The sequence below is a fragment of the Paenibacillus sp. PsM32 genome, from assembly GCF_030433815.1.
Lineage (GTDB): Bacteria > Bacillota > Bacilli > Paenibacillales > Paenibacillaceae > Saccharibacillus > Saccharibacillus kyungheensis.
Genome location: NZ_JARUWY010000001.1, coordinates 1,243,096 through 1,269,835, shown reverse-complemented (window position 1 = coordinate 1,269,835; position 26,740 = coordinate 1,243,096). Strand labels below are relative to the sequence as shown.

Sequence of the window (26,740 nt, the reverse complement as noted above, 5' to 3'; positions counted from 1 at the left end):
TTGTTAAGCTATTTTATGCTGATTAGGCAAGGTATCTTGTTGTTTGTTACGACGGTTGAAGAAGCGAGTACGTAGGTAAGGAACAATCCAGCGATCCAGACCAATTTTACCAGCGTTTGCGCCAGCAACTACGATAAAGATTTCAGCAAGTAACAAGTAAGGGTTAGTGCTTACAGTACCCGAGAATAAGAACGCAAAGTTCATTACCATTCCCATTAATGCTGCTAGTGTAGTACAAGCTCCTAAGATCAATCCAAGTCCGACAAGGAATTCACCGATTGGAACAAGAACATTGAATAATCCGACATTTGGTAAAGCAAAGTGTTGTAAGAATGCTCCCCAACCTGCTTGTACACTTGGATGTTCTCCGCCTGTATTAGCGATAGCACCTGTCAAAAATCCACTAGCATCAAATCCGCCACTGCTTAATTTTTCCCATCCACCTGTGATCCATTTGAATCCGATGTATACCCGTAAGATAGTTAATAACCACATTGCCACACTATTTTCTCTTAGCCATCTGTTCATGATTGCCACTCCCCTGAATAATGTATTATTTTTTTAAGTCTGTGTTAACTTGTTGAGTTGGTGATGATCATCTCTTCCATGTCTTTATTTTAAATCACAACTAAATTTTTAAATGTGATAAAAATCACAATCTTATATAAATTTTTAATATTTTATTATTGTACTGTTAAAATATGGTATATATAGTTGAGAGAACACTTTTGAGCTTTTGAATGTGTGAATTACGCTATATGTATTCTATATAGAAGAAGCTTATGTTTTAATACATAGTAAGCTGTGTTTAACATCTTCGGAATCATACATACGTTAAAAAAGAAACTATTGAATTCATTTGGAGTTCATATGCGTGTTCTATAGTAGGAGTGTATCCTGCTAGTGCACATCAGAATGAGCTACTGATCTATCTAATGATGTTCAACACCGAGGAGGATACTATTGTAATGAATCAATCCCGATTATGGAAAGTCACCAAATGGTCAGTACCGCTTGTGCTAACGATGAGCTTGATCGCTTGCGGCTCTGAGGAAGTGGCTACCCCTGCACCACAGCAACAACCGGAACCAGCCAAAGTGACAGAACCGATAACACCGGAAAAACCCGCAGAAGTCGTCTATACAGCGCCACTTACAGGATTGCCTGTTGATCAGCCTTCTCTATCCAGACCGATTGCAGTGATGATCAATAATGCTCCTGCTGCCCGTCCGCAATCTGGATTAGCTCAAGCCGATATGGTCTATGAAGTGCTAGCAGAGGGAGGAATTACCCGTCTAATCGCTGTATATCAGAGTTATCATGGTGATGTGACGATCGGCCCTGTGCGAAGTATTCGTCCGTATTTGATCGGAATCGGGGAAAGTATCGGTGCATTACTGGTTCATGCCGGTGGTAGCCCTGAAGCGTACAGTATCTTGCAACAAGGACACAAAGAACATCTTGATGAGATTACTAATGCAAGTGCTCCATTCTGGCGAGACTCCAGTCGCAAAGCTCCTCATAATTTGTATACCAATGAAGAGAAGTTACGTGAAGGTGCACTCAAAAAAGATTACAAACAAGAAGTAACTATTCCAACATATCCTTTTTTGAAATCTACAACAGAAGTAACAGATACTACAAATACAGAATCACTCGATAACTATACCGATTCTGCCGATAATAATGATAAGCCTGCTGACAGTGCTACTCCTAACCAGAGTGCTACCGATCCTACAGATAATACAAATGCTACAACCAGCACAACACCTGCTACTACAGGAGTCAAAGCAACATCGATCCAACTTCAATTTTTGCTGGAAAGTTATAAAGTAGGTTATGACTACAATGCCAAAAGTGGAGTCTATACTCGCAGTATGAACAATGAACCTCATATTGATTTGAACAGTGGAAAGCCATTAACCGCGTCCAATGTTATCGTGCTGGGTGGAGATTACAAAGTATTAGATGATATCGGTAGATTAAGTCTGGATCTGGACGCTGGCGGAGAAGCTATTTTATTTCAAAAGGGTCAACAGATTAAAGGTCAATGGAGTAAAAAAAGTGGTGATGTGATTCGCTTTATGAGCAGTGGTCAAGAAGTGCCGCTTGTCCCTGGCGTAACGTATTACAATATTGTCCCTAATAGCCCGTCGTTTGAAAATCATTTAACAATAGATGGTAAAAAGTTGAGCGAAAACGGGTAAATAAGGAAAAATATGCTAAAATGATGAAAGTAAAGTCGATTTTTGTATGATTTTTGTATGATAAATGTAAACAGAATCTTTACAAACCTATGTACAGATTGATAAGATAACAAAGGTTGTTATGAAATCATTTTGTTTTCATAATTCTAATTTACGACATTTTTCGGCAAAATTTCGAAAAGGGGTTATAGAAATGCGTGTTAAGAAAAAGGATATCTTTTTTCAAACGCTGGAGAACATGGCAGATGCAATTGTGCAGGCTGCAGATTACTTTGCGGAACAAGTACCTAACTTGAAGGATATTCCAGAGTTTACGAAGCAAATGAAGATTTACGAGAATCAATGTGATGATTACACGCACACCATTATTACCGAACTGAACAAAACATTTATCACACCTATTGAGCGTGATGATATTATGGATTTGACGACAACGATGGATGATGTATTAGACGGTCTGGAAGCTTGTGCTTCTCGTTTTGATATGTATCATATGACTGAGCCGGATAACTATATTGTTCAATTTGCTGAAATTTTGCGTGAATCTGCTTATGAAATTCAAAAAGCTATTCACTTGTTGTCTCATAAAAAACTGTTGGCTATTCGTGAACACACGATTCGTCTGAACGATCTGGAAAATCAGGGTGATGACGTATTGCGTAACTGTATTAAAGATTTGTTTGCCACAGTAAAAGACCCGATCGAACTTATTAAGAAAAAAGAAATATATGAGCGTTTGGAAACAACGACTGATGCTTGCGAAGATGTAGCGAATAGACTCGAATCTATTATTATGCGCAATTCCTAAAATTGCTTACAAGATACGCATATGATCCATTTTGCTGAGTATAGATGGATGTAATATGCAGAGATGCAATAATCTGTAACAGATAACTAAGGAGGTAGGATTGCGCAGATTCTCTTGATTGGAGTGCAAGAGATCCATCTGGGCGATGAATGATATGGTAGAAACCTCAATATGGATACTGGCTATCGTCGTATTTTTGGCTTTAGCGTTCGATTTTATTAATGGATTCCATGATACAGCAAATGCAATTGCTACATCGGTTTCTACTCGAGCGTTACCGCCACGTACAGCGATTTTGATGGCGGCAGTGATGAACTTTCTGGGAGCGATCACGTTCACAGGCGTAGCCAAAACGATAGGTGGTAGTGTAGCAGATCCAGCAACTTTGGATAACGGTATAGAGATCGTTATTGCGACACTGATTGCTGCAATTATCTGGAACTTGGCAACATGGTGGTTCGGGATTCCTTCTTCTTCTTCACATGCTTTGATTGGTGCACTAGCAGGAGCTGTATTTGTTGGAGCAGGTTCAAGTTCTGTGAATTGGAGCGGATTTATCAAGATTGTAGAAGGATTGATTTTGTCTCCTTTGATTGCCTTTGCGATTGGTTATATTGTGATGACGATTCTGAAATGGATTTTTGCCAAACGTAGCCCGCATACTGTTAACAAAGGATTCCGTACGATGCAAATTTTGACAGCAGCGATTCAATCATTTACACATGGTACAAATGATGCGCAAAAAGCGATGGGTATTATTACATTTGCTCTTGTAGCAGCTGGTGTACAAGATAATCTGGATGTACCGTTATGGGTTAAAATTTCAGCGGCAACTGCGATGGCTCTTGGAACCTCTGTCGGTGGTTGGAAAATCATCAAAACAATGGGAACCAAAATTTTCAAAATCGAGCCTATTAACGGATTTGCAGCGGATATCTCAGCAGCATCGGTTATTTTTACAGCAACATTGACTCACTTACCTGTAAGTACAACACATGCGATTACATCTGCTATTCTGGGTGTAGGTTCTGCCAAGCGCTTCCGCGAAGTAAAATGGGGACTTGCTGGACGTATCGTGATTGCATGGGTCGTTACGATTCCAATTGCAGCTGTATTATCTGGCCTTATTTTCAAAGTATTATTCGATTTGTTCTAATATAAATCGGATCATGATAGATCACTTCCGCCGTTTCTTGCGAACGGCGGTTTTTTGTGCGATTCTAAGTAAAATAGGGATAGCAATGGACGTTCTCGCAGATGATCCGTCTATATTTGATACAAAGGAAGTGAACGTGGTCAATGATTCGCATTATCGGTGTTACTCAAGAACATGATATTGTACAGAATATACAGTTAGAAGAGATAGAGTCTGGCGATTACTTATGGTACTGGGTAGATTTTAATCAGCCTACTGAAGAAGAGTCCAAGTTGTTAAGTACTTTTTTTCATTTTCATCCATTAGCTGTAGAAGATTGTCTGCATGTGCTTCAACGTCCGAAGATTGATTACTATGGAGATGTGCAATTTCTTGTTCTTCATGCGATGCATCCTGAGACATTACTGGTCGAAGAAGTCGATTTGTTTGTCAGTGATCGGTTTTTGGTATCATTTCATCATAGCGATCTACGAGAAATCGAATCCGCATGGCAACGAATTATTAGTTACAGTCAGCAAGGCAATCGTCCCAAATGGGCGAACGGCCCTATTGCTGCGGCTTATATCGTGACAGACAAAATTGTTGATGAATATTTCCCCTGTGTGTATGAGATTGAAGATGAATTGAATGAACTTGAAAATACAGGACCAGATGAACCGGTTGATGATCTGTTAGCTCAAGTATTTGTATTACGTTCTCGTCTACTGAAGTTAAGACGTACTATTATTCCGATGCGTGATCTGATGTATCGTGTTATTAATTCACAACATATTCAGAAAGTCGATCAGCATCACTCATATTTTGGCGATATTTATGATCATTTGCTCAAATTGTCTGATATGATTGAATCTAATCGTGAAATGACATCTGATCTACGGGATAGTTATATCTCACTTAATTCCAATCGAATGAATACGATTATGAAAACGTTAACGGTGATTACGACTATATTTATGCCACTGACGTTAATAGCCGGAATTTATGGTATGAATTTTGAAAATATGCCAGAGCTTAAATGGAAATATGGCTATTTCGGTGTATTGTTGCTGATGTTTGCTTTGGGAGCAGGCATGATGACTGCTTTTACAAAGCGTGGATGGTTTAAATAATTGTTTTTGCTCAAACAAAATCTGGTATCCTGTAATGCTGTACATCGTTAATGCTTGAAAAAATAACCAGTAATCTATACAATGTAGGTACAGTAACCGTAGTAGGGGATGATCACATCGTGCAACTTAAAAAACTTGATGATAAAAGTGTTGATCAATTATTCGAAGCGATTTTGACACTAAAAAATTTAGAAGAATGCTATGTGTTTTTTGATGATTTGTGTACAGTTAATGAGATTCAGTCGCTGTCACAACGTCTTGAAGTCGCACGTATGCTAGGTAAAGGTTCAACTTATAATCAGATCGAAGCAGAAACGGGTGCAAGTACAGCAACCATTTCTCGTGTAAAACGTTGCCTGAATTATGGTAATGATGGATACAAAATGACATTGGAACGTCTAGGGAGGTAATCTCTATGAAGCCCGGTGTATTAATAATTAGTCATGGTTCGCCGGAAACGTCTTGGATGGAGCAGATTGATGAAGCGGTATCTCATATTCATCTGCCAAGCGATCTACCTGTAAATGCAGTCTTCCTGGACAATGTTCCGGGAAGATTTATTCAGGATGGAATCGATGAATTGGAAGCGCAAGGGGTAACCGATCTTTTGGTTGTTCCGCTATTTGTGTCCTCTGGTAGTACACATATGGATGAGATTGCGTATGCTTTGGGTGTCAAAGAAACTCCTGATCGCGAGACCGATCTGGAACCTTTTACGATTCAAGCGAATGTTCATTTCGGGTATCCAGCCGACGATGATGAAGATATCGCTCGGATGGTCTGGGATCAAGTGAAAGATTTATCGGTTACACCTGAAAATGAAGTGGTGTTAGTCGTCGGTCACGGTAGTATTCATGACGGATTCAGACAACGCTGGGAGAAAGGTATTTCTTCGTTAGCTCAGCGGGTAGGACAGGTTAGTGAAGTGGCTCATACTGACTACGCATTACTTAATCCAGATAGTCTGCGCGCCAAAACAGAAGAATGGACAGCACGCGGCTATAAAGTGCTGATTGCGCCACTTTTTCTAAGCAAAGGGATATTCCTGAATCAAGTGATTCCGGGGCGTGTGGAAGGGTTAAGCTATGAATATGCAGGTACAGCATTGTTGCCACATCCACTGTTATCTCACTGGATGGAGCGTCAGATTCAGTCACTGTTGAACCAACTCATAACAACATAATTCATATTAGGTGGCATGATGGAATGAAAAGAGCGAGACTGATATATAATCCTTCTTCAGGTCGGGAGGAAATGAAGCGCCGTTTGCCGGATATTTTGGATCGGTTAGACAAAGGCGGTATCGAAGCCAGCTGTCATGCGACAACAGGTGAAGGCGATGCAACCATTTCAGCCGCCAAAGCGATCGAAGATGGATATGAATTAATTATTGCCGCTGGTGGCGATGGTACGATTTATGAAGTCATTAACGGCATGGCTGAATATGATAATCCACCGCCACTTGGCGTATTTCCACTAGGTACAACCAATGATCTATCGCGTGCTTTAGGCGTACCGAGACATTGGGAAGATTATTGCGATCTGGTGATTCGTCAGAATGCGAGACCGATCGATGTGGGTCGCTTTAACGATCGCTATTTTATTAATATTGCTGGTGGAGGATCATTGACCGAGCTGACTTATGAAGTACCCAGTCGACTCAAAACGATGATCGGACAGATGGCATATTATATGAAAGGCATCGAGAAAGTCGTTAACTTAACACCCACCGAATTAAAAATTACAGCTGCCGGGCAAGAACCGCTGCACGAAGAATTTATGATTTTTCTAGTTGCTAATACCAATTCAGTCGGTGGATTTGAAAAGTTAGCGCCGGGAGCACGAATAGATGATGGATTATTTGATTTTATAGGTGTTAAAAAGTGTAATATCGCCGAATTTATTCGCTTAATCTCTATTGCCGCTCGTGGAGAACATCTTAACGATCCGAAGATTATTTATTTCCAAACCAATCGCTTAGAGATTGAAGCGCCTAGTAATAATGTACAAATTAATCTAGACGGTGAACTCGGTGGATCATTACCGGGGATTTTTGAGATTTTGCCACAGAAATTACAAGTATTCTCGGATCTGAAATAAACGATCTCAACGTTGAAAAGCGCCTGTTTCCTTTGGGAAATAGGCGCTTTTTTGAATGCTACATATTAGCTATAACGTTTATGTTCATATAATAAGTGCTGGGCGCGATAACAAAACCAGTACTAATTTTCCTAGCATAATCAGATACCATTTCATTTTTACAGAGCAAATGATCGTTTGTTCCGATTCTTTTAGAACGTCATACTAATTAGAAGATTGTTGATTTACTTTGTTCAAAAAATGTGTAACCCATTCATGATTATCTTCGGCTACATCAATAAACAAATTATGACCGCTATTTCCTAAGATAGTGGTGGTAGAATAAGGATATTTCGTAAAGAAATCAATCTGATCTTGATAACCAACCACATTGTCCATTTTGCCTAACAATACATGCAGAACAGTGTCATCATGCAAAGAAAGTTGCTCTTCTAATGCATAACGATAATATTGTTGACCTTCTCGCTGAATCCGATCCATAAAGTCATGATCTGCCCGGCGTACTCCTGGAACAATCAATTGTTGATACAGCTCCCATGTCTTAGGGTTAATCCGAATATTCATACTCAAGTAATCCTGATATTCACTGTTGCTTGTATCTGTATGAACCTCTTCTTCTATGATAGGAACTTGCTGCTCAACTCGCCGTTGGTCAAATTGTCCAATTACAACAGGGCAAGTAAGGTAGGCTCCTTTGACCCGATCTTGCAGTTGATTCATAATGCCCAGACTTAGATATCCCCCGTAGGAATGTCCAAATAATAGAATATCTTCATGACCAATTACCTGCTGGATGAAGGTTAGAAGGATGTCTAACATATCATCAGTGCTGTTGATCGACAGACTACTGTGAGAATCGCCCATACCGGGTAAGTCTACATAGATACGTCGGTATCCAGAGATCGTTTGAAAAATAGGTTCATACGAATGCTTCATACTTATTTTATCCAGAGCATTGCCATGTAAAAATAAAATCGTTGTACCTTCACCAAACATTTCGTAATCCAGTTCAATATCTTTAATCGTCGCTTTCATCATGTACTCCTTTTGCCGAAGCTATTGTTATATGTATAGCAAGTACTCTTCGCACAAACAGATATGATTTCATCTGCTTATACTATATCTGTTCGCCAATACGGTTAAAACTTGTGTATATATAACCGTTAAATGCTATATAAATTTTAACAGAGATCACTTTTACATGACAAGATCAAAGGGGAATATACATTCTAATCGTTATTTTAAAATGAACCTAACATCTCCTGTAGAAGTACTATTGCGTTATAATAGAATTGGTATGTGCACATGAACTATTTTTAATTGGAGCTTGTTGAGATAGAACTGTTAAATATTCTATGAAAAAACACGGATAGTTATTGTAAGTATAGGTAATTTTCTATACAATCTTTAGAGGAATTGTTCTTCGGAATGTCCATTCGTAGTGGACAATGTATTTGTGAATTGAGATGTTGGATAAACTTGAGCAATTAATGAAATGCAGTCATGTGTATAAAGAAATGGAGCCAAATGAGATGAGTAAAGACCGCAGAGGCGGCAGAAAATATAGCAACAACCGGCAACAACCGAGTCAAGCGACAGCTCTTGCGCTGGCGAACTTGCCTGTTGCCAAAAATGACGAGTTGGAATTAGAGATTATCGGCATGAATCACGACGGAGAAGGCGTAGGTCGAGCAGAAGGATATACATTGTTCGTTCAAGGCGCTCTACCGGGTGAAAAGATTCAAGCCAAAGTACTCAAAACGAAAAAACAATACGGTTATGCCAAAATGACAGCTATCCTAGAAGCGAGCCCAGATCGCGTAGAAGCCCCTTGCCCGATCTATAATCAATGTGGTGGCTGTCAGGTACAACATATGAGTTATGACGCTCAATTGGAATGGAAACGTCAGCATGTGATAGATAATTTACAACGGATCGGTAAGCTGAATGTAACGGTAGACGAGCAGGTTCAGCTTGATCTCGATCATAACGAAGATACACAGAACGAATCCGAAAATAAAGGGATCAAAGTACTGCCAACACTAGGAATGACTGAACCGTGGCGTTATCGTAATAAAGCGCAGGTGCCAATCAGTGAAATAAACGGTCAATTGGTTGCTGGCTTCTACGCGCGTGGCAGTCATCGTATTATCGATATGGATACCTGTCTCATTCAAGATACACGCAACGATGAACTGATCGCTAAAGTGAAACAGATCGGCAAAGAGCTAGGAGTATCTGCATACAATGAAGAGTCAGGCACAGGTCTATTGCGCCATGTGGTCGTCAAAGTCGGCTTCCGTACAGGTGAGATGATGGTCGTCCTCGTTACTAACGGAGAACGTCTACCACGCCCAAGCGAATGGATCGACCGTATCCGTCTCGAAATGCCACAAGTGGTCAGTATTTGCCAGAATGTAAATACCAAGACCACGAACGTTATTTTCGGCGATACCACCAAAGTATTATGGGGACGCGAAGTGATCCACGATTATATCGGTGATGTGAAGTTTGCGATATCGGCTCGCTCTTTTTATCAAGTGAATCCGGTGCAGACGGATGTGTTATATAGCAAGACCGTTGAATATGCTGGACTGACTGGGAAAGAAACAGTTATTGATGCGTACTGCGGTATAGGAACGATTTCACTCTTTTTGGCGCAACATGCGAAGCAAGTGTATGGGGTGGAGATTGTGAAAGAAGCGATCGAAGATGCTCGTTCTAATGCAGTATTGAACGGAATGACGAATGTAGAATTTGAAGTGGGCGCATCGGAAGATGTCATTCCACGTTGGAAAGAAAATGGCATTACACCAGATGTGATCGTCGTCGATCCACCACGCAAAGGATGCGATCCGAGGTTGTTAGAGACGATTCTAGCTATGCAGCCGGAGCGTGTGGTGTATGTGTCGTGTAATCCAGCGACACTGGCGAGAGACTTGCGTGTACTGGAAGATGGTGGGTATGTGACGGTGGAAGTTCAGCCGGTTGATATGTTCCCGCATACTGTACATGTGGAGAGTGTAGCGGTGTTGGTTAAAAATAACACAAATTTCTAAATCTTTATAGATAAATGCTTTAAGTTATAGCTAAATTAGAAGGACACTTTAGACCATGATGCTTATTTTTCTACGCATACTGATATATTGCTTTTAGTATGATCAAGATTATAAGAATTAAAAAAACTCCTTATGATAATAGGGAGTTTTTTTACTAAAGTTTCTACTTTGTTGTGGGATTTGGAAATAACCTATAAGAATTATATGTATTGTAAAATATATTTTCTTAATTAAGTTATAAAGAAATTTAACTGTATATGAAAGTTACTTTATATATTGCTTTATTACTTTTTCCAATGTATTCTTATTAAGAACTTCTTCAGGTGAAGGAGGTGTTTCACAGAATGAAAAGCATACTTCGTGTAGCTCTATGTACTTTGTTTTTCTTCATAGTTCTATTATTTTTTGGAAAAACTATTACTTAATAGTACAATGAGATTTTAGTACTTTGGTTGAGTACCTTCTGTAATTTGGAAGGTGTTAAACCAAGAGACTAAAGCCAAAGAAAGTACTATTCATTTTATTTGGAAGAGTCCAGGACTTTGTTAGCTTATATAGCTAATAGAGTCCTTTTTATTATAATGAAAAGAGGAATTATTAATGAATATTGTCGATTAAGGAGGATCCATTAAATTTATAGGTCGGAGTTCGTTAAAATACAATATACTTATTATTTAAGATCAATTCATATTTTTAGATTGATAAACAGATGAATAATTCTTTTAAAGAGAATTAGCTTTTTAACAAAAGTTGTTTGTCGAATTTTGTTTGACTAAATAATAAACGCTTCGTTATTATACGAAGCGTTTATTATTTATATTCCATTTAATTTTTTAAAGAGAGTAATAGCTTCTTCATCAGTCATTCCTAACTCTACTCTACATTTAGGAGGACCATCATGTTCTGCTAGTTCTTCATCTGATAAGTTCAAACTTTCTTCAAACTCATCTTTACTTGTCCAAAATTCATGCGCTACAAGTAAATGTCCTGGTTTAAGAGGATTGCCTCCAAGTTCTACACGTACTAATACATGATTGTTATAATCAATCAGGGGCATTTTATTCGTCATTTGATTTCTCCTTTTAGTTATTTAAAGGCGATTTAATTGCATATAAATATACTAGGTGTGCAAAGTTAGAAAGCTATGTTCTTATCTTAATTAATGATTCATATTTTATCATATATTTTTTAACATTTGTGTATTTGAAGATGTAAGAAAGAGGGGCGATTAAACTCCTTTTTTATTATGTCTCTTAACATACCATTTTAAATCTTAAACAAAAAGACGACCGCTATGTAGATTTCAGGCGGTCGTCTGATTATTTAGCAAACTTTTCGCTTTAGCATTTATCAATAGAATGGGCTTTCTAACAAAATTATTTCTTTTGTTATGGGATTTAACTCTACTTGACACCCCAGCGGTAAAATTAATTTGGGGTCGGTATGTCCGAAATCAAAATCAACGATTATAGGAATATCACTTGCACCAAATTCCCCTTGTATGATTTCCACAATTATCTCATTAAGTTTTAGTTTCTCTTCTTCACTGTAATCTTTCGCTCTTCCAAAAATGACTCCTTTAATTTTTGAAAAGATTCCTTGCATACCATAATTCCGTAACATGTAACCAACTTGCATAGGGGAAGGCTTGTCTTCTGAAGTTTCGAAAAACAAGATTTTATCTTCCCAGAACGATTCCTTAGCCCAATAGATAGTTGATTTTGTAAATTCCAATACTTCGATACATCCACCCCACAAATACCCTTGCTTAGTGGAGCTTCCCTGTAAAAATGTCCATCCAGTCTCATTATGATGAAACTCTTCACACTCACCTAGCGTTTCTAAATTGCTCCAATCTTTGTATCCATTAGTCCATTTCTCAAATGAAGAATATGTATAAGGAAAACTATCTTTAAATAAAATTGCTTTTAAATGTTCAGTATATTCGGATGGAAGGCTTTTAATTTGGGCTAAACCTGCCATAACAGAAGGTCCATAAAAAGTGACCATACCCAATTGGTTTAAATAAGTTAAAAAAGTAGTCGCGTCTGAAAAACCCATGATAAATTTGGGGTTTGCTAATATTGTCTTGGTATCTAAAAATGGCAGTATTCTAACCGATTCATAGCCACCAATTGAAGTGATGATGCCATCTATACTGTCATCTTCAAAGCATTTATTTATATCATCTGCACGAATTTGGGGATTGTTGTATAAATCATCTGGGGACATTCTTGCGGTTGGCATCTCAATAATTTCTAATCCCAAGTGGTCTTGAAGATTTTTTATACCAAGCTCATAAATCTCTGGAAACAAATAAGGTAGACCAGCTGAAGGTGAAATTATCGCTATTTTCGAACCAGACCTAAGTCTTTTAGGTTTTATCATTGTTCTTCCTCCCAATATATTATTTCTCAGTGTTATCATACAATCCTACTTTAATAAGAACAATCTTATTTCAAATTTGTAGTCGTGGATAATATCAAAATGTTATCTTTTTTAAATTTCCTGAAGCTTCATTTTTCATTCCATTTTATGGTAACCTATACGTGCAGGTTATTTCCAATCATGGAAGGAGTGATGATTTTTGAAAAGAGTTAATCATCCAAATTACATAGGTAAGAGAAGGCTAGCCTCTTAGTGAAGTGTAGTCCTCTCTTATCTAACGGGAGGAAAACAACGAAATGATGAAGTTAAGCAATATGGTTAGAGGTCTGTCTGAAGATACTATTGCCCAAAGTCTTATACAACATTGGGAGCATGACGAAGGAAGCTTAATGTTCTGGCGTGCCAGTTCTAACTTTGTATATGCGTTTGAGAATAAGCAAGAAAAGTACTTTTTACGATTCAGTGATCAGCAAGAAAGTTCGATCGAACAGATTACAGATGAGCTTGCATTTATGGAATATTTGAGATCGAATGACTATCCTTGCGTGGTTCCTGTTGTTTCTGTTAATGGAAAGTATATAGAAACGGTACAGCATCCAGAAGGAGCATATTTTGCGGTTGTATTTCAGGCAGCTATAGGTGCTGGATTAGATGAAAGTATTACCACAGTGCAATGTGAGGACTGGGGCAAATCACTTGCTTCTCTGCATCAGTTATCTGAATTATATGATTCAAGTTCTAACAGACAATGGGACTGGCAGGATATACTACAGAAAATAAATACAATATTACAATCTTATCCGAATGAGAAAGAAGCTATACAAGAATTGAAGACGCTTACGGCATATCTTCAATCTTTGCCTATTTCAAGTAGTAATTATGGTCTGATTCATTATGATTTTCAGCTAGACAACTTGTTTTATGAAGAGAAGTACCGTTCGTTTAATGTTATTGATTTTGATGATGCGGTATATAGCTGGTATGCACATGATATTGTTACAGCTCTGGATGATTTTTTGGACGATGATATGAATGTGGATCATTCGCTAGTGAAGTCATTCTTAGAAGGTTATCATTCGATCCGTCCGCTAAGTGATGAGGATGTGACAGCATTTCCGTATTTCCAAAGGTTTATGAAGTTGTATCAATTTTCGAAATTGTTATGGACATTAGAAGGCTCGGATATAGTAGATGCACCGCATTGGCTTGATGATCTGAAGATTAAGCTCGTTCGTGCAAGAGATCGCTTGAGAGATGGATTTCAAGAATAGATGGAGCAAAGTAAAACAAGATCCACCTGATATTATATTGGGTGGATCTTGTTTTATTTGAGATGATTAATAATTTATCTCATAGTGTAAATAACCTTATCTATTTTAAAACTTATCATAAGTGCAAATTTGCTATGTCTTTTTTTAAAATCAAAGAAATAAAAACTCCATAAGAACGAATAAATTCAATCTATATTTGAACAACTACTTATTGATAATTAGTTAATGATGGAGGTATATAAGATGGAAAAAAATAAAGAAAATATCTTCGTTAGTTATAGTTGGGATTCTCAAGAACATCAGGAATGGGTGGCTTATTTAGTAAGACGTTTACGCAATGAAGGCTATAATGCTACATATGATCAGTATATTACATCGCAAAAAACGATTAACTTAAATCGTATGATGGTTGAACACATTCAAAATGATGATTTCATTATTATAGTGGTTACAGAAAATTATACAAAAAAAGCAGACGAATTTATTGGCGGAGTGGGATATGAAACTGAGTTACTTTTATCAATTATCAACGAAAATAGAGATAAAATAATAGTAGTAATGAAACAACCTGATATTAGTCCTAAAAAGATTCCATTCTATTTGAAAGGATATCATTATATTGATTTTTCAAGTGATGATTTTGAATCTTCATTGGATGACTTAATATATCGTTTACAAAAAACTCCGAAATATGATATTGGAGAAGTTGGAGAAAAGAGAGTTAGACAACCCAAAGTCCCTGAGAGATCGAATGTTCAAGCTAATCCTATTTATAAAATACCTAGTCTTAACAAGGTAAGTGATTTGGATAAAAATAAACACATTAATGAATCATTTCATGAAATTATTAAACAATTAACTCAAATCTTTAATAATTTTAGTAAAGAAAATACAGGATTTGAATTTGAAGAAAATAAAATTAATTCATTTAAAATTATTTATGAGTTTTATATAAACGGTAAACTAGTTCATCAATTGAAATTATGGTTAGGTTCTTCTCTTGGTTCTTCTATAAAAACAATTCAATATTATAATGGAACTTATTTAGATATAAATGATGATAGTAGTTCTAACGGTTTTATTTTGTTAGGGGTATCAGAAGATAATAAATTCACATTTTCTATGCCAATGGTAATGACTAGTATGCAATCAAATAAGAATATGACATTAAGCGAAGTAATCACTGAAATATATAGTTCTAATGTTTTACCTCATTTAAGGTAATTTAATTAAAAATCTATTTCGAAAATAGTAAAGAGAGGAATAACCTCTCTTTTTTTGACGTAATCTAGTATAATAGCTTTAGGTTAATGAACTTATTTCGTAAAAATGATGTTGCACAATACGTATTTTTATTTAATTATCACATGAAATTTTGAGGTGGAATTCCTGATCAATATAGGATAAAGCTGATTCCTCATATAGAACGAAAGGATTTTTAACATGACAGACAATTTTTGGCGTGATTTACCGAAGCCGTTTTTTATACTGGCTCCGATGGAGGATGTGACGGATGTGGTGTTTCGTCATGTAGTGAGTAAGGCGGCTAGACCGGATGTGTTTTTTACCGAGTTTGCGAATACGGAGAGTTATTGTCATCCTGAAGGGCATCATAGTGTGCGTGGACGGTTGATGTTTACCGAGGATGAACAGCCGATCGTGGCTCATATCTGGGGAGACAAGCCTGAGTTTTTTCGGCAGATGAGTATAGGTATGGCAGAGCAAGGCTTTAAAGGGATCGATATCAATATGGGTTGCCCTGTACCGAATGTAGCCGAGAATGGAAAAGGAAGCGGGCTGATCTGTCGTCCTGAACTCGCAGGAGAGATTATTCAAGCAGCCAAAGCAGGTGGTCTGCCTGTCAGTGTCAAAACACGTCTTGGATTTGCAGAAGTGGACGAGTGGAGGGATTGGCTTACCCATATTTTCAAGCAAGATATTGTGAATCTGTCGATTCATTTACGTACTAGAGATGAAATGAGCAAAGTTCCTGCACACTGGGAACTGATTCCAGAGATCAAAAAGCTACGCGATGAAATTGCACCGCATACGCTACTTACGATCAACGGCGATATCGCTGATCGGGAAGCTGGCTTAAAATTAGTGGAGCAGTACGGTGTAGATGGTGTGATGATCGGGCGTGGAATATTCAGTAATCCGTTTGCGTTTGAACAGGAATCCAGAGAGCACAGTAGTACAGAATTGCTTGATCTGTTAAGAATACACATGGATTTACATGATAAATATTCGGAAATCGAACCTCGTTCGTTCAAGCCACTGCCTCGCTTTTTCAAGATTTATGTTCGTGGATTTCGTGGAGCTAGTGAGTTAAGAAATGAATTGATGAGCGCCAAGAATACCAGTGAAGTGCGGGCGTTGCTTGATGAATTTACAGCAAAGCAAGTAGACAGTGTGGAAGTATAGTAGGGATATAATGATGCAAGAGATTTTTTTGAATATCGTATGCACATATTTTAGTATGTAGTACAGATATACAAATAAAGCCTGACAGCCATTCAACTGGTCGTCAGGCTTTCACAATATAGGAGGAACTATGTCCTGGAGTAAATTGAAGCAAAATTTAGAAGGTTTTCTCGCTCCATCACTACAAGGAAAAGTAGAATACCGAGCAACCAGTTACAGCTATCTAACCGGCAAGTCAGGCAACTGCTATATCACGGTGGATAAGAAGAACATCTTTAATATGAACGACAAAACCAGTCCAATCACTTGGTACCAGAGTGAAATAGAAATTAAAAACGATCCCAATCTGCGTATTCCTGTCAGCATAGAAGAAATCGAAGCCCTTCGTAAAGAAACCAATGGAGCTGTTCCCGAAGATCGTCTTCACGTCATGGCACGTAATCGCAAAATGAACGGACTTGCCAAAGAACTATTATCCGCGCAGACTGCACTTAGTAAATCGAACTTTACAGCGACCGCGACCAAATTCTTAGCCACACCGATCGATGAGAGTCTGGAAAGTCAGGATATCTTACTAAACATTTTGGCTTTGGTGGATCGAAGAGTAGGAAAGAAGCGGATTGTGAGTATGTCAGACAGTGTTAAATTAAAGCATCCTATTGTGCAGTATTTCCACGAGTTGCGCCTTTAATTAAATAATGTAAAAAGAGTTACTGAATAAATGATTTCAAAATATATATCGTATTATTAAAAGCAAAAGAGAGGACGTAAACCTCTCTTTAAAACTTACAGCGAAGGAATAAGAACTTTCCAATCGTCCCAAGCTTTTAAGTAGTCTTCCAGATCATGAGGATGAACGGTAGCGCAGATGCCTATTCTACAATACAGTTGAAGAATCACTTCCTGAATAAGTCTCAATTGGCTGATAGATGTATCATGTAGCAAATCAAAAGCAGTGAATAACGTTTCTAAGTTCAGATCGTCAGGTGATGAGCAAAAGGCGTAAGCAAAATCATAGATAATCGGCCCAACAACAGGAGAAGGATCGATCACACCAGTTAGTGAAGATTGATCAAATACAAAATTATGTACACCAGCATCACCATGTAGTAAGTATTTCTGACTCACATTAGAAGTGTCTTCAAGTAAAGAATGTACCTTATCATAATCTTCTGTCGGTAAAAGATTGTCCAAGTTTTTTCGAGCACCTTCTATACCTCGCTCATTAAATTCACGCCAAGAATGACAAGGATCTACTAATCTACCCCATTTTTCAGTAGATTCCTCTAGTTGATAATGATTCAAAAGCTCTGTGACCAACAGCGAAAGCCAATTGATTTTTGCACCCCGATGATAATGAGTTGTTCCTTTGATATACGAATATAAGATAAATGCGTTAGCAGGATCGGTATAATACAGTTTAGGTAGAATGGATCTAGTTGGGTACGTGGAATGAAATTGATTTACTATAGATATATTTGCAGAGTTATCGAGTTTTAATACATATGTAGGTTCTTCGTTAACAGTAAGCATATATACCAATCCGTCTGTAGTTCCATTCATTTTACGATCCTCAAGTGTGGCTCTGGAATCAATGATATTTAGATGATGAAGATGGTTCATAATGTTATATATAGCTATAGCTTGCTTGTGTGTCACTTTTATTTCCTCCTAAAATTTTGTTATCAATATAGTTAGCTTCAAAATAAAGTATAATAGTTGATCATTAAGTATTTGAATATGTTTTCAGTACATCAAAATGTTTATATCTTTAAAAGGTAGGTGCAAAATGAATACATTTCAATGCCCTTGTTGTGGTTATCTTACACTAGACGAACAAGGAAGACACGATATTTGCTGGCTATGTAATTGGCAAGATGATGGTCAAAACGATTTGGATGCAGATCAAGTAAAAGGCGGTCCTAATAGAGATTATTCATTAACAGAAGCAAGACATAATTTTAAAAACAATTATACAATGTACAGAGAAACAAACTCTGAATCCATTAAAAATCAGACAAAGCTTCGTATTAAAAAAGATGCAATTCATGAATTTGAGAAATTGCAAACTTCAAATAATAAATTGGATTCGCAAATATGGGAAAATATCAATAGGCTTGAACAAGAATTAAATTGTATTTCTTACAAACATGGCATGTACGATAATCATATTTTAGAAAATCATAAAGAATTGCTTACATTCATTTATTCTGATGATCCTGATGCTATTGTTAGGGGATTAGTTTCTTTAGCGTTATATGTAGACGATCCGGAGTTTATCCAAGATACGATGATTCAATACAGTCAGCATCCTCATGACAATGTAAGAGGAGTCGCTATACTAGGTTTTGGTCATCTGGCACGACGATTTGGAATGATAGATAAAGAATTAGTACTGCCTATTGTAGATACTGGATTGCAAGATGAGAGTGAAATTGTAAGAGGTCATGCTGATTCCGCATTGGATGATATTAAAATGTTTGCTCTTTAACACCAATTAGATAGACAAGGAGAGTTTATGCCTAATTTGGATTACAACAAAAAGAAAATTCGTGGATGGAAACGTAGAATAAAACAGATTGAAGATTGGAAACAACGCTATATTCATTTAGATATCGAACAATTGGAACGTCATCATAGAGATTATGTAAAGCTATGGATCAATCCTTTTTATCAATTAACTAAGCGCAATCCACCAGTCTGGTATGCTAGATTAATCTTTGGAGCCATGATCGAAGTATACGAATCTTGGTATCAGCAACTGAAGTTACTAAATGAGCCTTTTTATTTGAAAATATGGTTATATGATCCTAACTTTATCTCTTCACAAATCGTTGTCGCTTTTCGAGAATAGCTTCACTTTTATGATCATACCTTTGACCTCAGCCCTATTCAAAAAGATTTTCCTGTATATCAATATGGAAAAGCATTATATATCCAAAAATTTGAGTGGCAACTTGCGATAGAAGCAGACTATTATTCATTATCTGAACTGAATGAAGATATTGCATTAGAATTTAGAACAGAGAAAGAGGTTAAATGCATTCAAAATAAAGCGTATAAGCAAGAGATTATACAATCTAAGAATGATGAAAATGTATTGTATAGCATTAAAATGGGGGATGTTTGGATCGGAGAGTATAAGACAAATACATAAATTATTAAAAGGAATGAGTCAGATAAACAAAACTACAGTAAGGACTTATTTTAGTTTGTATGGTGACTATTTTTCCGTACATGATGTAACAGAGAACTTAAATATTATACCTACTATAACTTATAATAAAGGTGATGTTATCCCTAATCGTTCGACAGTTCGCTATAGAAAAAATACAAGTTGGGAAATTGATACAGGCAATCAGGAATCTTTTGATGTTAACGAACAATTACAGCAAATCATTCTCCAATTAAAAGATAAAACTACAAACATAAATGAACTAAAAAGTAGATATAATATGGAGTGCATATTTGTTATCGTTATTATTATAGAACAAGGTTATACGCCTGGGTTGGTTTTAGAAAAAGAAGTTATTCAGTTTGCTTCAGCTATAGGAGCGGAATTTTCTATTGATTTGTATGCCAATCCGTATGAGAATGATTTATAATAAAGTGCTTGTTTACACATAAAAAGTACTATAGGTGATCTGTTGAAAATAAGAACAAAAGAAAAAGAACGCATAATCATTATTGATAATTATTTCTATATTGGTGGAGCAGTTGTTCCAAATAAGATGTGTCATGAATGTGAAGGAATCGTTATTTATTACGATAAATATGATAATGACTTCTGTCCTTATTGTAATCAATGGATCAAGCCAACATGTGGAGACGATCATTGTTGTTATTGTGCAGACAGACCTGAACCACCTTTAAACGTTAAAACTCTTGCTGACATGTATGATAAAAATATAGAATAAGCAAAAAAGAGCCACTTCGCATACTTTCTGCAAGGTGGCTCTGTTTATTCTTTATTAACTCTTAGGAGCGTGACTCAAATCTACCGTCTCGTTCAATCCTGGTTCGGATTTTGGATCAGAGGTTTTGCCGACTGCTTTTTTGAGCAAATGAGTGACCATTTTGATCGCACTGCCACTTTCCCAGTATTCTGCGGTTTCGGTATAGATTTTGATCAATGTTAGGTTAGGATCGTCTGGAGATGTATCCAGAATTTTTTCGATGATTTTATTAAGCATTTCTTTTTTACGAGCAGGATCATCGACGAATTCAGCAGTACCGCTAATCGATACATAAGACTTGCCCGCATACGATACATTAACACGAGGGTCTTGTAAAATATCTTCGTATTTGGATGTATCTTTTTTCGTTAAGAACCATAGATCGCCATCGAATTCGATTTCTTGTGTTTTCATCGGACGGGATACCAGACGTCCTCCCGAAATTGTAGTCAGCATAGCGGTATCAATATCTTTAATCAGTTCTTTGACCGTTTCAATCGCTTCTGGATCTGTAGTTAAATGTTCAGACATATCATTTCCCACCTTTCCTAATCGTTGAAATGTGTATAAACAACGTTGCTAACCATTACACATAAGTCGATGTAGATAAACGGTAGAGTTACAATTAAAATGATACTCAATAAACAATTAGATCAAATAATTTATTATATAAATATAATCAGAGTATAATACTGTAAAATAAATTGATATGTACAAGTTTAATTCCATAAGATTGTAGGAAAATTAAATAGAAATGGAGATATATATGAAAAGATATCGAAAATTAAAATGGATTCTTGGATTTTGTTGTATATTGGTTATCTATGTTGGTACCGAAATCAGTTTAGCTTCTCATAATAAAGTAGGTTTGTATGCCAATACAAAAAGAATAATGGCTCATGCACCACAAGTAAAAGCTTATGGAGGCTATCAACTTTCTTACATGGGTACAGTTGATTATGGACCGAATTATATGGAAAAATTCGTATATGGAGATGGAGTATACAAAGACCAATTAATGAAAGCGAGAAAAACACCAGATAGACCACCTTATATTTTTTTGAAGAAGCAAGGCACAGAATATTATAAATACAAATTTCCAGAGTTATATTTTTTACTTTGATTATTTGAATACATGTATATCCCTGCATATGAAGCAGAATAACCATCACATTCGTTTCTTATGTAATAACCCCACCTCGCGCCAAAATAACATGTTCCAATGCGTGATAAGCATCCGATTCTGCATCTACAGCACTATTGGCTAACCTTACTTTTTTCAAATTCGGAAGTTCCAACAACAACTGAGGATCAGCAAAAGATGTTTTGCATAAATCCAATACCTCTAATCCGGTTAATGTTGCTAAAAAGTCCCACGACTTCGGTTTGAGCATCGTTACATCTAGATTTTGTAGAGTACTCATATCTGTCAAAGGGCTTAAATCTTTCACTTTTGTACCCCATATCCATAATTGTTGTAATTGGGGGAATTGAGTACGTATATTTGCGATAGATTGTAACTTCGATTTTTCTAAATATAACGTTCGGAGTGCAGGACAACTCGTAATTGAATCTAGTTGTTCTACCAATGATCCGCGTAGTCTTACTTCTTCTATCGCTGGATGTTGATCTAGAGCGGTGAGATCACTTACAGGTGCAAAGTTAATATCTAACACTTTAAGTCGCTGAAGCTTCGATACATATGCAAGGTCTGTTAAGGTTTTGGGAGCAGTGATTTTGATTTCTTCCACATTTGGAAAAATCGCAAACGAATGAAGTGTATGGATCTGACAACGATTACCGTTTAATAGCACTTTTTTTACACCAGTTGCAGGAGGAATAGATGGTAATGTATCTAGACCATCTACAGTGATACTGATCTCTTCTAGAGAAGCAGGAAGAGAAGCTGAACTATTATAATTGTGCTTAGATAAGCTGACAGATTGCAGAGAAGTGAGTTCAGATAGCAAATGTGCTGGCAACGTCTGTTGTACATTGTATAATCCTAGCGATTGTAAGTTGCAGAGCTGGGCGATAACTTCGATATTATGCTTGATCTTTGTTTTGCTGATAAAAGCTAATCGTTCTACATGACTGGCTTGCTCTAAACCGACCAGATCCGGAATTGTTAATGTGCTATTGGTTGTACCGAATTCTAGACTTTTAAGATAAGGAAATTCTTTTAAAGGAGCAAAAGTCGTAATGCCTTTAATATCTAATAACTTAAGTGTCTCCAACTCATAGACCGAACCGGAATGTTGAAACCATTTATAATGGCGGTGATTAGCGATATATAGATTAGCTTGTTCTACAATATGACGTTTGGATTGCTCATAATTCATATTAAAACCTCCTTAAGATTAAAAATACATAAGTATTTATAAGAGAACACTTAAAAATTTGTCTACAGCAGACTTCAATTTTCATCAATAATTCAGGTTGACCCTTTATAATAAGATTCCAGAAGCAACTAAAGAGAGAATAAGTATGCTACCAATAGCACCGATAAACCAAAAAATAGTAGATCGACATTGCGGATATCACTATTTTTGAGTGGGAATAAGACTTGCTTGCGATAGATGACACCGAATGGAACGGGAACAGTTTGCATTCAATTTTTGAAATATCGCTGGCATTTTTAGTATGCCTACTACCATGTTACCGCAAAGGAGTTTTTCAATGTTGAAAGGTATTCAAAAAACGTTTTATTTCTTATTGATTTTCTTTGTCAGCTTGTTTATTGCCTCTTCGTTTTTTATTCGGGCACAGTATAATTATGTGGTGTATGGAGATACACCGATGTTGCAACAACAGCATCTAGGTACATTTCTATTATTGATTATTGGGTTCCTGATATTCAGTGTGATCATGTACCGTTTATGCTTAAAGTTGAACAAGTATCGTCCTCAGATCGTGATTCCACTTGTTCTGCTAGGTTCATGTGCGATTCAGTTGGTCATTATTTTTCTGTTTACCCGTTTGCCTACAGATGATTCACAGACCGTTGTTTCACTGGCGATGAATATGCTGTATAAAGGCGATTATTCTACATTTAATCAGACCGGGTATCTGCATATGTTCCCATTTAATTATTCGACTGTGTTGTATATCGAAGCACTACTAGCGATGTTCCCGGATAATTATGTAACGATTAAGGTAGCCAATATTGTTTTTGCTCTGATTACAACGTTGATGATCTATCTAATCTACAAACAGCTTACTCCCAATTCCAGAAGCCATGATTATGGAGTACTGGTATTTGCCGCAACATATCTTCCTGCTTTATTTATGAGCAATTTTATCTACAACGATGTGATTGCGACGACATTGCTTACGTCGGCACTGTATTTTGGGATTCGTTTTATGAAAGAAAAGTCGGTTAAATATTTAATCTTTGCCGCTATTTTAGTGACTATTGGTAACTATTTTAGAAGTATAGGCATTATCTTTTTACTGGCGATGGTGATTTCACTTCTGCTGCATATGAAGCAGATCGGTTGGAAAAAGGTTATGCTGTCGTTATGTTTGTTTGCTGTTTTGTTCAATATTCCGAGCTGGACACAAAATGCACTGTTACAAGCAACAGGTAAAGTGCAGACTTCAACTACGACCAATGCGGCACCAATCTATATGTGGCTGAATATGGGGATTAACCTCAAAACATTTGGATTCTGGGATAACCGCGAAAGTTATAATATTTACCAGCGAGATGCAGATTATAACAAAGCGCTAAGCACAGAGTTGTTCAAAGAATCGATTGCGCAGAAATTATCGACAGCAAGCTTAACAGATCTTGTCACGATGTATTATAAAAAAATTATCTGGACATGGACAGAAGGAACGTACCAAATTGAAAGATATGGTATAGGGAACGACGGCTCTTCAGGTGGTTCACGTACAGGCTTTATTATGGGTGGGTATAGTTATCCTACATTTGCTACCGAGCTATTTGCAGGTAATTCACCTTACCGTAGTGGCATATTATGGCTCTTATATACAATGAATTTCTTAATGTACTGCTTTATTTTAATTCGTCTGATCGGTAGTCTACGAGCGAAGCGATTTGATGAAATGTCGTTGATTCTAGTCATTTTAGGATTTGTAGGCTTTTATATTTTGTGGGAAATTAAGTCTAGATATATCTATCCTGTCTATCCATTGCTGATTATTTTATCGTATATGGGCTTCAAAGATACGTATCAATGGCTGATTCGACAAGACTTTTTACGATTACGTACTTCTGTTCGAGAGGAGTCTTAATATGCGTAAAAATAAATATTCGGTATCTCTTCTTATGTTGTTAATATGTGGAATGATAGTCCTAACATCTTGTAGTGCGATTACTGCGCAACAGATTACGTTGAAAAATGCTAGTGGAATGGGCGGCGCGGGCAATCGTAATGCCATGCGTGGAATGATAAATGCTGATCTGATAGGCAAAGTAGTGTCTGTAAACGGTAGTCAGCTTACAATCGATGTGATGGAGCAGGCACAGCGCCGTTCTTCGCCTCCGAGTGATCATAGTGCTACAATGTCTAGCCCAACTGATGCAACTGCACCACGCTCAAACCGTATGCCTGATAACAGCATACCTAATATCAATACACCGAATACCGACCCTACTCCTACGACAGCTAGACCAGATGGTAACACGTCTAATATAAGCAGTACAGGAGTGAAAAAAACGATCACTGTAGGTGAAAATGTACCCATATCTCAAATCACAGCGATGATGCCACAAACTAACAATAATCGTACAGCAACGACACTTCAATTATCTAATCTCAAAGCAGGACAGATTCTGATGATCTGGTATAAAGGTAATACGAATACTGTGGAGAAAATCAGTGTGATGGACTCGTAATGGATAACTGATATAGCTAAAGAGAGGAGTGATAAGCTCCTCTTTTTTGTATGAAAAAGTAGATATCTAATTCGGGATACATACTTATGCTAAAGCAGATTATTATCGCTACCTATTCTGAGATGTATCCTATCTGTAGAAATGATAAGATATATGTAAAATACAGGTAGTACATATTGCCAGAAAAGAGGAACCTTGTTGGCTAATATTCTGCACACGATACAATGGAATGAACAAGACAATAGTTTACATACGTTATTACAACCTGCATATGAGATAACGGAGCATCCGTTAGATCAAGGATTTGAAGCACAAGTGATCAAGTTGTCATATGCTGAAGGTGACTTGGTATTGAAAATATGGAATCAACAGGCGAAGCCGGATGTGGGAGCACAATATCAATTATTACAGTTTCTTTTTGTCAAAGGGATCGCTGTCTCTAAGCCGATGGGTTGGGGGATGCTTGATGATCAAGATCCAGTATTGCTAACAACATTTGACGGAACAGCACTTACCAAAATGAACAAAAAGAAAATTGTACAGACAGCTACCTTATTGTCTGCTATCCATCATGTTGAGATTACAGAAAGCGAATATGCTTTACTGCCAAAATACGATTTTGTAGATTACTTTTTTCCAGACGTAGCAACGTATACAGATATTAGCGATATTCTATATCAGGTTATGCCTATGATTACGCTAGAGCAGAGTTGTATTATTCATGGTGATTTTCATCTGGGAAATATTTTAAATAAGCAGGATCGGTATAGCGTTATTGATTGGACAAATGGACAATTAGGGGATGCCCGATATGATGCGGTCTGGTCGATCACTTTGCAGAAAATCTATATTTCAGAACGATATGCTCAAGTGTTTCGTGATGCTTATCTAGCAGAACATCCGATAGCTGAAAAAGAATTACAATTATTTGAAGCGCTTGCCTGTCTACGGTGGATATTACTTGCTCGTCAGGGCGGAATTACGGTACAACCACAAGCGCAGCAGAATATAAAGCAAGTCATAGCTAACAATCCATTTTTGGCAGAAAGGAATTGTGATGTGTAAAATATTCAGCCACATATGTCGTAATAGATAAATATAAGATATTTTGCTTTGTAAAAATCATTTTTTTATTACTTTAGATCGCATTATAGTGCCAAGCGCTTATGGAGAGCTATTATACAATGTTAGGGGAATGAAGTATGGCTTATGAATGGGAACGTTGTCCAAGATGCGGTTCGGCAAAAGTTACTACAGGATCAGGATGGGAAATTGCTTGCGCATTATTGTTTTCTGGTGCAGCAATTTGTTTTGGTATATCTGCTTTTGTGGATCATCAGTTAATGGAACATCCTATAGCGTTCGGAATCATTATTTAATCGGGCTATTAGCGTTACT

28 protein-coding genes are annotated in these 26,740 nt (G+C 37.0%); 21 read left to right on the top strand and 7 right to left on the bottom strand.

Annotated elements, in window-relative coordinates:
- Positions 1 to 3 precede the first annotated feature (3 nt).
- On the bottom strand, positions 4 to 531 hold the full coding sequence (locus tag QCD85_RS05625) for a DoxX family protein (protein ID WP_273616231.1): 528 nt from the start codon (positions 529 to 531) through the stop codon (positions 4 to 6).
- 437 nt (positions 532 to 968) lie between these two features.
- On the opposite strand from QCD85_RS05625, the gene QCD85_RS05620 reads away from it, so the two are divergent.
- The 7 genes from QCD85_RS05620 (at position 969) to QCD85_RS05590 (ending at position 7,380) form a co-directional block, all read left to right on the top strand.
- Positions 969 to 2,207 (top strand): DUF3048 domain-containing protein, encoded by a 1,239-nt coding sequence (locus tag QCD85_RS05620; protein ID WP_301261907.1) that lies wholly within the window; start codon positions 969 to 971, stop codon positions 2,205 to 2,207.
- Positions 2,208 to 2,400: 193 nt separating this feature from the next.
- Entirely contained in the window at positions 2,401 to 3,015 is a 615-nt protein-coding gene (locus QCD85_RS05615) for a DUF47 domain-containing protein (RefSeq protein ID WP_069327490.1), read from the top strand.
- Positions 3,016 to 3,169: 154 nt separating this feature from the next.
- Entirely contained in the window at positions 3,170 to 4,171 is a 1,002-nt protein-coding gene (locus tag QCD85_RS05610) for an inorganic phosphate transporter (protein WP_273614916.1), read from the top strand.
- Between the two features lie 143 nt (positions 4,172 to 4,314).
- Complete coding sequence (corA, locus tag QCD85_RS05605; RefSeq protein WP_273614917.1) at positions 4,315 to 5,280, top strand: magnesium/cobalt transporter CorA; 966 nt, start codon at positions 4,315 to 4,317, stop codon at positions 5,278 to 5,280.
- Between the two features lie 119 nt (positions 5,281 to 5,399).
- Positions 5,400 to 5,690 (top strand): YerC/YecD family TrpR-related protein, encoded by a 291-nt coding sequence (locus QCD85_RS05600; protein WP_069327488.1) that lies wholly within the window; start codon positions 5,400 to 5,402, stop codon positions 5,688 to 5,690.
- A gap of 5 nt (positions 5,691 to 5,695) precedes the next feature.
- On the top strand, positions 5,696 to 6,463 hold the full coding sequence (locus tag QCD85_RS05595) for a sirohydrochlorin chelatase (protein WP_301261906.1): 768 nt from the start codon (positions 5,696 to 5,698) through the stop codon (positions 6,461 to 6,463).
- A 23-nt stretch (positions 6,464 to 6,486) separates the two neighbouring features.
- The gene (locus tag QCD85_RS05590) at positions 6,487 to 7,380 is read left to right on the top strand and encodes a diacylglycerol kinase (protein WP_273614919.1); all 894 of its coding nucleotides are present in this window, start codon (positions 6,487 to 6,489) and stop codon (positions 7,378 to 7,380) included.
- Between the two features lie 204 nt (positions 7,381 to 7,584).
- Here QCD85_RS05590 and QCD85_RS05585 read toward each other — a convergent pair whose 3' ends face one another.
- Complete coding sequence (locus tag QCD85_RS05585) at positions 7,585 to 8,415, bottom strand: alpha/beta fold hydrolase (protein ID WP_301261905.1); 831 nt, start codon at positions 8,413 to 8,415, stop codon at positions 7,585 to 7,587.
- 497 nt (positions 8,416 to 8,912) lie between these two features.
- Here QCD85_RS05585 and rlmD point away from each other — a divergent pair, with 497 nt between their 5' ends.
- Positions 8,913 to 10,439 carry a 23S rRNA (uracil(1939)-C(5))-methyltransferase RlmD gene (gene rlmD, locus QCD85_RS05580; RefSeq protein WP_301261904.1) on the top strand — a complete coding sequence of 509 codons (1,527 nt, stop codon included), beginning with the start codon at positions 8,913 to 8,915 and terminating at the stop codon, positions 10,437 to 10,439.
- A gap of 814 nt (positions 10,440 to 11,253) precedes the next feature.
- On the opposite strand, the gene QCD85_RS05575 is transcribed toward rlmD, so the two are convergent.
- Both QCD85_RS05575 and QCD85_RS05570 read right to left on the bottom strand, forming a co-directional pair.
- Positions 11,254 to 11,508 (bottom strand): hypothetical protein, encoded by a 255-nt coding sequence (locus QCD85_RS05575; RefSeq protein WP_301261903.1) that lies wholly within the window; start codon positions 11,506 to 11,508, stop codon positions 11,254 to 11,256.
- Positions 11,509 to 11,789: 281 nt separating this feature from the next.
- Positions 11,790 to 12,827 (bottom strand): S66 peptidase family protein, encoded by a 1,038-nt coding sequence (locus tag QCD85_RS05570; RefSeq protein WP_301261902.1) that lies wholly within the window; start codon positions 12,825 to 12,827, stop codon positions 11,790 to 11,792.
- Positions 12,828 to 13,123: 296 nt separating this feature from the next.
- Between QCD85_RS05570 and QCD85_RS05565 the strand changes: the two genes are divergently transcribed.
- The 4 genes from QCD85_RS05565 (at position 13,124) to QCD85_RS05550 (ending at position 17,213) form a co-directional block, all read left to right on the top strand.
- On the top strand, positions 13,124 to 14,098 hold the full coding sequence (locus QCD85_RS05565) for a phosphotransferase enzyme family protein (protein ID WP_301261901.1): 975 nt from the start codon (positions 13,124 to 13,126) through the stop codon (positions 14,096 to 14,098).
- 243 nt (positions 14,099 to 14,341) lie between these two features.
- Positions 14,342 to 15,322, top strand: coding sequence for a toll/interleukin-1 receptor domain-containing protein (locus tag QCD85_RS05560; RefSeq protein ID WP_301261900.1), 981 nt, complete (start codon positions 14,342 to 14,344; stop codon positions 15,320 to 15,322).
- Positions 15,323 to 15,541: 219 nt separating this feature from the next.
- Positions 15,542 to 16,522 carry a tRNA dihydrouridine synthase gene (locus QCD85_RS05555; protein ID WP_301261899.1) on the top strand — a complete coding sequence of 327 codons (981 nt, stop codon included), beginning with the start codon at positions 15,542 to 15,544 and terminating at the stop codon, positions 16,520 to 16,522.
- Positions 16,523 to 16,652: 130 nt separating this feature from the next.
- Positions 16,653 to 17,213 carry an SF0329 family protein gene (locus QCD85_RS05550; RefSeq protein ID WP_301261898.1) on the top strand — a complete coding sequence of 187 codons (561 nt, stop codon included), beginning with the start codon at positions 16,653 to 16,655 and terminating at the stop codon, positions 17,211 to 17,213.
- 95 nt (positions 17,214 to 17,308) lie between these two features.
- Here QCD85_RS05550 and QCD85_RS05545 read toward each other — a convergent pair whose 3' ends face one another.
- Positions 17,309 to 18,181 carry a phosphotransferase gene (locus QCD85_RS05545; protein ID WP_301261897.1) on the bottom strand — a complete coding sequence of 291 codons (873 nt, stop codon included), beginning with the start codon at positions 18,179 to 18,181 and terminating at the stop codon, positions 17,309 to 17,311.
- A 130-nt stretch (positions 18,182 to 18,311) separates the two neighbouring features.
- On the opposite strand from QCD85_RS05545, the gene QCD85_RS05540 reads away from it, so the two are divergent.
- The 4 genes from QCD85_RS05540 (at position 18,312) to QCD85_RS05525 (ending at position 20,439) form a co-directional block, all read left to right on the top strand.
- On the top strand, positions 18,312 to 19,013 hold the full coding sequence (locus QCD85_RS05540) for a CPCC family cysteine-rich protein (RefSeq protein ID WP_301261896.1): 702 nt from the start codon (positions 18,312 to 18,314) through the stop codon (positions 19,011 to 19,013).
- A 27-nt stretch (positions 19,014 to 19,040) separates the two neighbouring features.
- Positions 19,041 to 19,376, top strand: coding sequence for a hypothetical protein (locus tag QCD85_RS05535; protein WP_301261895.1), 336 nt, complete (start codon positions 19,041 to 19,043; stop codon positions 19,374 to 19,376).
- Positions 19,377 to 19,617: 241 nt separating this feature from the next.
- Positions 19,618 to 20,127 carry a DUF4279 domain-containing protein gene (locus tag QCD85_RS05530; RefSeq protein ID WP_367317620.1) on the top strand — a complete coding sequence of 170 codons (510 nt, stop codon included), beginning with the start codon at positions 19,618 to 19,620 and terminating at the stop codon, positions 20,125 to 20,127.
- A gap of 42 nt (positions 20,128 to 20,169) precedes the next feature.
- The gene (locus QCD85_RS05525; protein ID WP_274170924.1) at positions 20,170 to 20,439 is read left to right on the top strand and encodes a hypothetical protein; all 270 of its coding nucleotides are present in this window, start codon (positions 20,170 to 20,172) and stop codon (positions 20,437 to 20,439) included.
- A gap of 54 nt (positions 20,440 to 20,493) precedes the next feature.
- Here QCD85_RS05525 and QCD85_RS05520 read toward each other — a convergent pair whose 3' ends face one another.
- Positions 20,494 to 21,009, bottom strand: coding sequence for a pyridoxamine 5'-phosphate oxidase family protein (locus QCD85_RS05520; protein ID WP_301261894.1), 516 nt, complete (start codon positions 21,007 to 21,009; stop codon positions 20,494 to 20,496).
- A 235-nt stretch (positions 21,010 to 21,244) separates the two neighbouring features.
- On the opposite strand from QCD85_RS05520, the gene QCD85_RS05515 reads away from it, so the two are divergent.
- Complete coding sequence (locus QCD85_RS05515) at positions 21,245 to 21,601, top strand: hypothetical protein (protein ID WP_301261893.1); 357 nt, start codon at positions 21,245 to 21,247, stop codon at positions 21,599 to 21,601.
- A 58-nt stretch (positions 21,602 to 21,659) separates the two neighbouring features.
- Here the strand turns inward: QCD85_RS05515 and QCD85_RS05510 are convergent, their stop codons facing one another.
- On the bottom strand, positions 21,660 to 22,820 hold the full coding sequence (locus QCD85_RS05510; protein WP_301261892.1) for a leucine-rich repeat domain-containing protein: 1,161 nt from the start codon (positions 22,818 to 22,820) through the stop codon (positions 21,660 to 21,662).
- 337 nt (positions 22,821 to 23,157) lie between these two features.
- On the opposite strand from QCD85_RS05510, the gene QCD85_RS05505 reads away from it, so the two are divergent.
- The 4 genes from QCD85_RS05505 (at position 23,158) to QCD85_RS05490 (ending at position 26,721) form a co-directional block, all read left to right on the top strand.
- A complete protein-coding gene (locus QCD85_RS05505) occupies positions 23,158 to 24,738 on the top strand; it encodes a glycosyltransferase family 39 protein (protein ID WP_301261891.1) in 1,581 nt (526 codons plus the stop codon).
- Position 24,739: 1 nt separating this feature from the next.
- On the top strand, positions 24,740 to 25,342 hold the full coding sequence (locus QCD85_RS05500; RefSeq protein ID WP_301261890.1) for a hypothetical protein: 603 nt from the start codon (positions 24,740 to 24,742) through the stop codon (positions 25,340 to 25,342).
- Between the two features lie 198 nt (positions 25,343 to 25,540).
- The gene (locus tag QCD85_RS05495; protein ID WP_301261889.1) at positions 25,541 to 26,407 is read left to right on the top strand and encodes an aminoglycoside phosphotransferase family protein; all 867 of its coding nucleotides are present in this window, start codon (positions 25,541 to 25,543) and stop codon (positions 26,405 to 26,407) included.
- Positions 26,408 to 26,544: 137 nt separating this feature from the next.
- Positions 26,545 to 26,721 (top strand): hypothetical protein, encoded by a 177-nt coding sequence (locus QCD85_RS05490; protein WP_301261888.1) that lies wholly within the window; start codon positions 26,545 to 26,547, stop codon positions 26,719 to 26,721.
- The last annotated feature ends 19 nt before the right edge of the window (positions 26,722 to 26,740 follow it).

Coding starts and splice junctions, on each gene's coding strand:
- QCD85_RS05620 (WP_301261907.1), top strand. CDS start 969: ATGAATCAATCCCGATTATGGAAAGTCACCAAATGGTCAGTACCGCTT.
- QCD85_RS05615 (WP_069327490.1), top strand. CDS start 2,401: ATGCGTGTTAAGAAAAAGGATATCTTTTTTCAAACGCTGGAGAACATG.
- QCD85_RS05610 (WP_273614916.1), top strand. CDS start 3,170: ATGGTAGAAACCTCAATATGGATACTGGCTATCGTCGTATTTTTGGCT.
- corA (WP_273614917.1), top strand. CDS start 4,315: ATGATTCGCATTATCGGTGTTACTCAAGAACATGATATTGTACAGAAT.
- QCD85_RS05595 (WP_301261906.1), top strand. CDS start 5,696: ATGAAGCCCGGTGTATTAATAATTAGTCATGGTTCGCCGGAAACGTCT.
- QCD85_RS05590 (WP_273614919.1), top strand. CDS start 6,487: ATGAAAAGAGCGAGACTGATATATAATCCTTCTTCAGGTCGGGAGGAA.
- QCD85_RS05585 (WP_301261905.1), bottom strand. CDS start 8,415: ATGAAAGCGACGATTAAAGATATTGAACTGGATTACGAAATGTTTGGT.
- rlmD (WP_301261904.1), top strand. CDS start 8,913: ATGAGTAAAGACCGCAGAGGCGGCAGAAAATATAGCAACAACCGGCAA.
- QCD85_RS05575 (WP_301261903.1), bottom strand. CDS start 11,508: ATGACGAATAAAATGCCCCTGATTGATTATAACAATCATGTATTAGTA.
- QCD85_RS05570 (WP_301261902.1), bottom strand. CDS start 12,827: ATGATAAAACCTAAAAGACTTAGGTCTGGTTCGAAAATAGCGATAATT.
- QCD85_RS05565 (WP_301261901.1), top strand. CDS start 13,124: ATGATGAAGTTAAGCAATATGGTTAGAGGTCTGTCTGAAGATACTATT.
- QCD85_RS05560 (WP_301261900.1), top strand. CDS start 14,342: ATGGAAAAAAATAAAGAAAATATCTTCGTTAGTTATAGTTGGGATTCT.
- QCD85_RS05555 (WP_301261899.1), top strand. CDS start 15,542: ATGACAGACAATTTTTGGCGTGATTTACCGAAGCCGTTTTTTATACTG.
- QCD85_RS05550 (WP_301261898.1), top strand. CDS start 16,653: ATGTCCTGGAGTAAATTGAAGCAAAATTTAGAAGGTTTTCTCGCTCCA.
- QCD85_RS05540 (WP_301261896.1), top strand. CDS start 18,312: ATGAATACATTTCAATGCCCTTGTTGTGGTTATCTTACACTAGACGAA.
- QCD85_RS05535 (WP_301261895.1), top strand. CDS start 19,041: ATGCCTAATTTGGATTACAACAAAAAGAAAATTCGTGGATGGAAACGT.
- QCD85_RS05530 (WP_367317620.1), top strand. CDS start 19,618: ATGTATTGTATAGCATTAAAATGGGGGATGTTTGGATCGGAGAGTATA.
- QCD85_RS05520 (WP_301261894.1), bottom strand. CDS start 21,009: ATGTCTGAACATTTAACTACAGATCCAGAAGCGATTGAAACGGTCAAA.
- QCD85_RS05515 (WP_301261893.1), top strand. CDS start 21,245: ATGAAAAGATATCGAAAATTAAAATGGATTCTTGGATTTTGTTGTATA.
- QCD85_RS05510 (WP_301261892.1), bottom strand. CDS start 22,820: ATGAATTATGAGCAATCCAAACGTCATATTGTAGAACAAGCTAATCTA.
- QCD85_RS05505 (WP_301261891.1), top strand. CDS start 23,158: ATGTTGAAAGGTATTCAAAAAACGTTTTATTTCTTATTGATTTTCTTT.
- QCD85_RS05500 (WP_301261890.1), top strand. CDS start 24,740: ATGCGTAAAAATAAATATTCGGTATCTCTTCTTATGTTGTTAATATGT.
- QCD85_RS05490 (WP_301261888.1), top strand. CDS start 26,545: ATGGCTTATGAATGGGAACGTTGTCCAAGATGCGGTTCGGCAAAAGTT.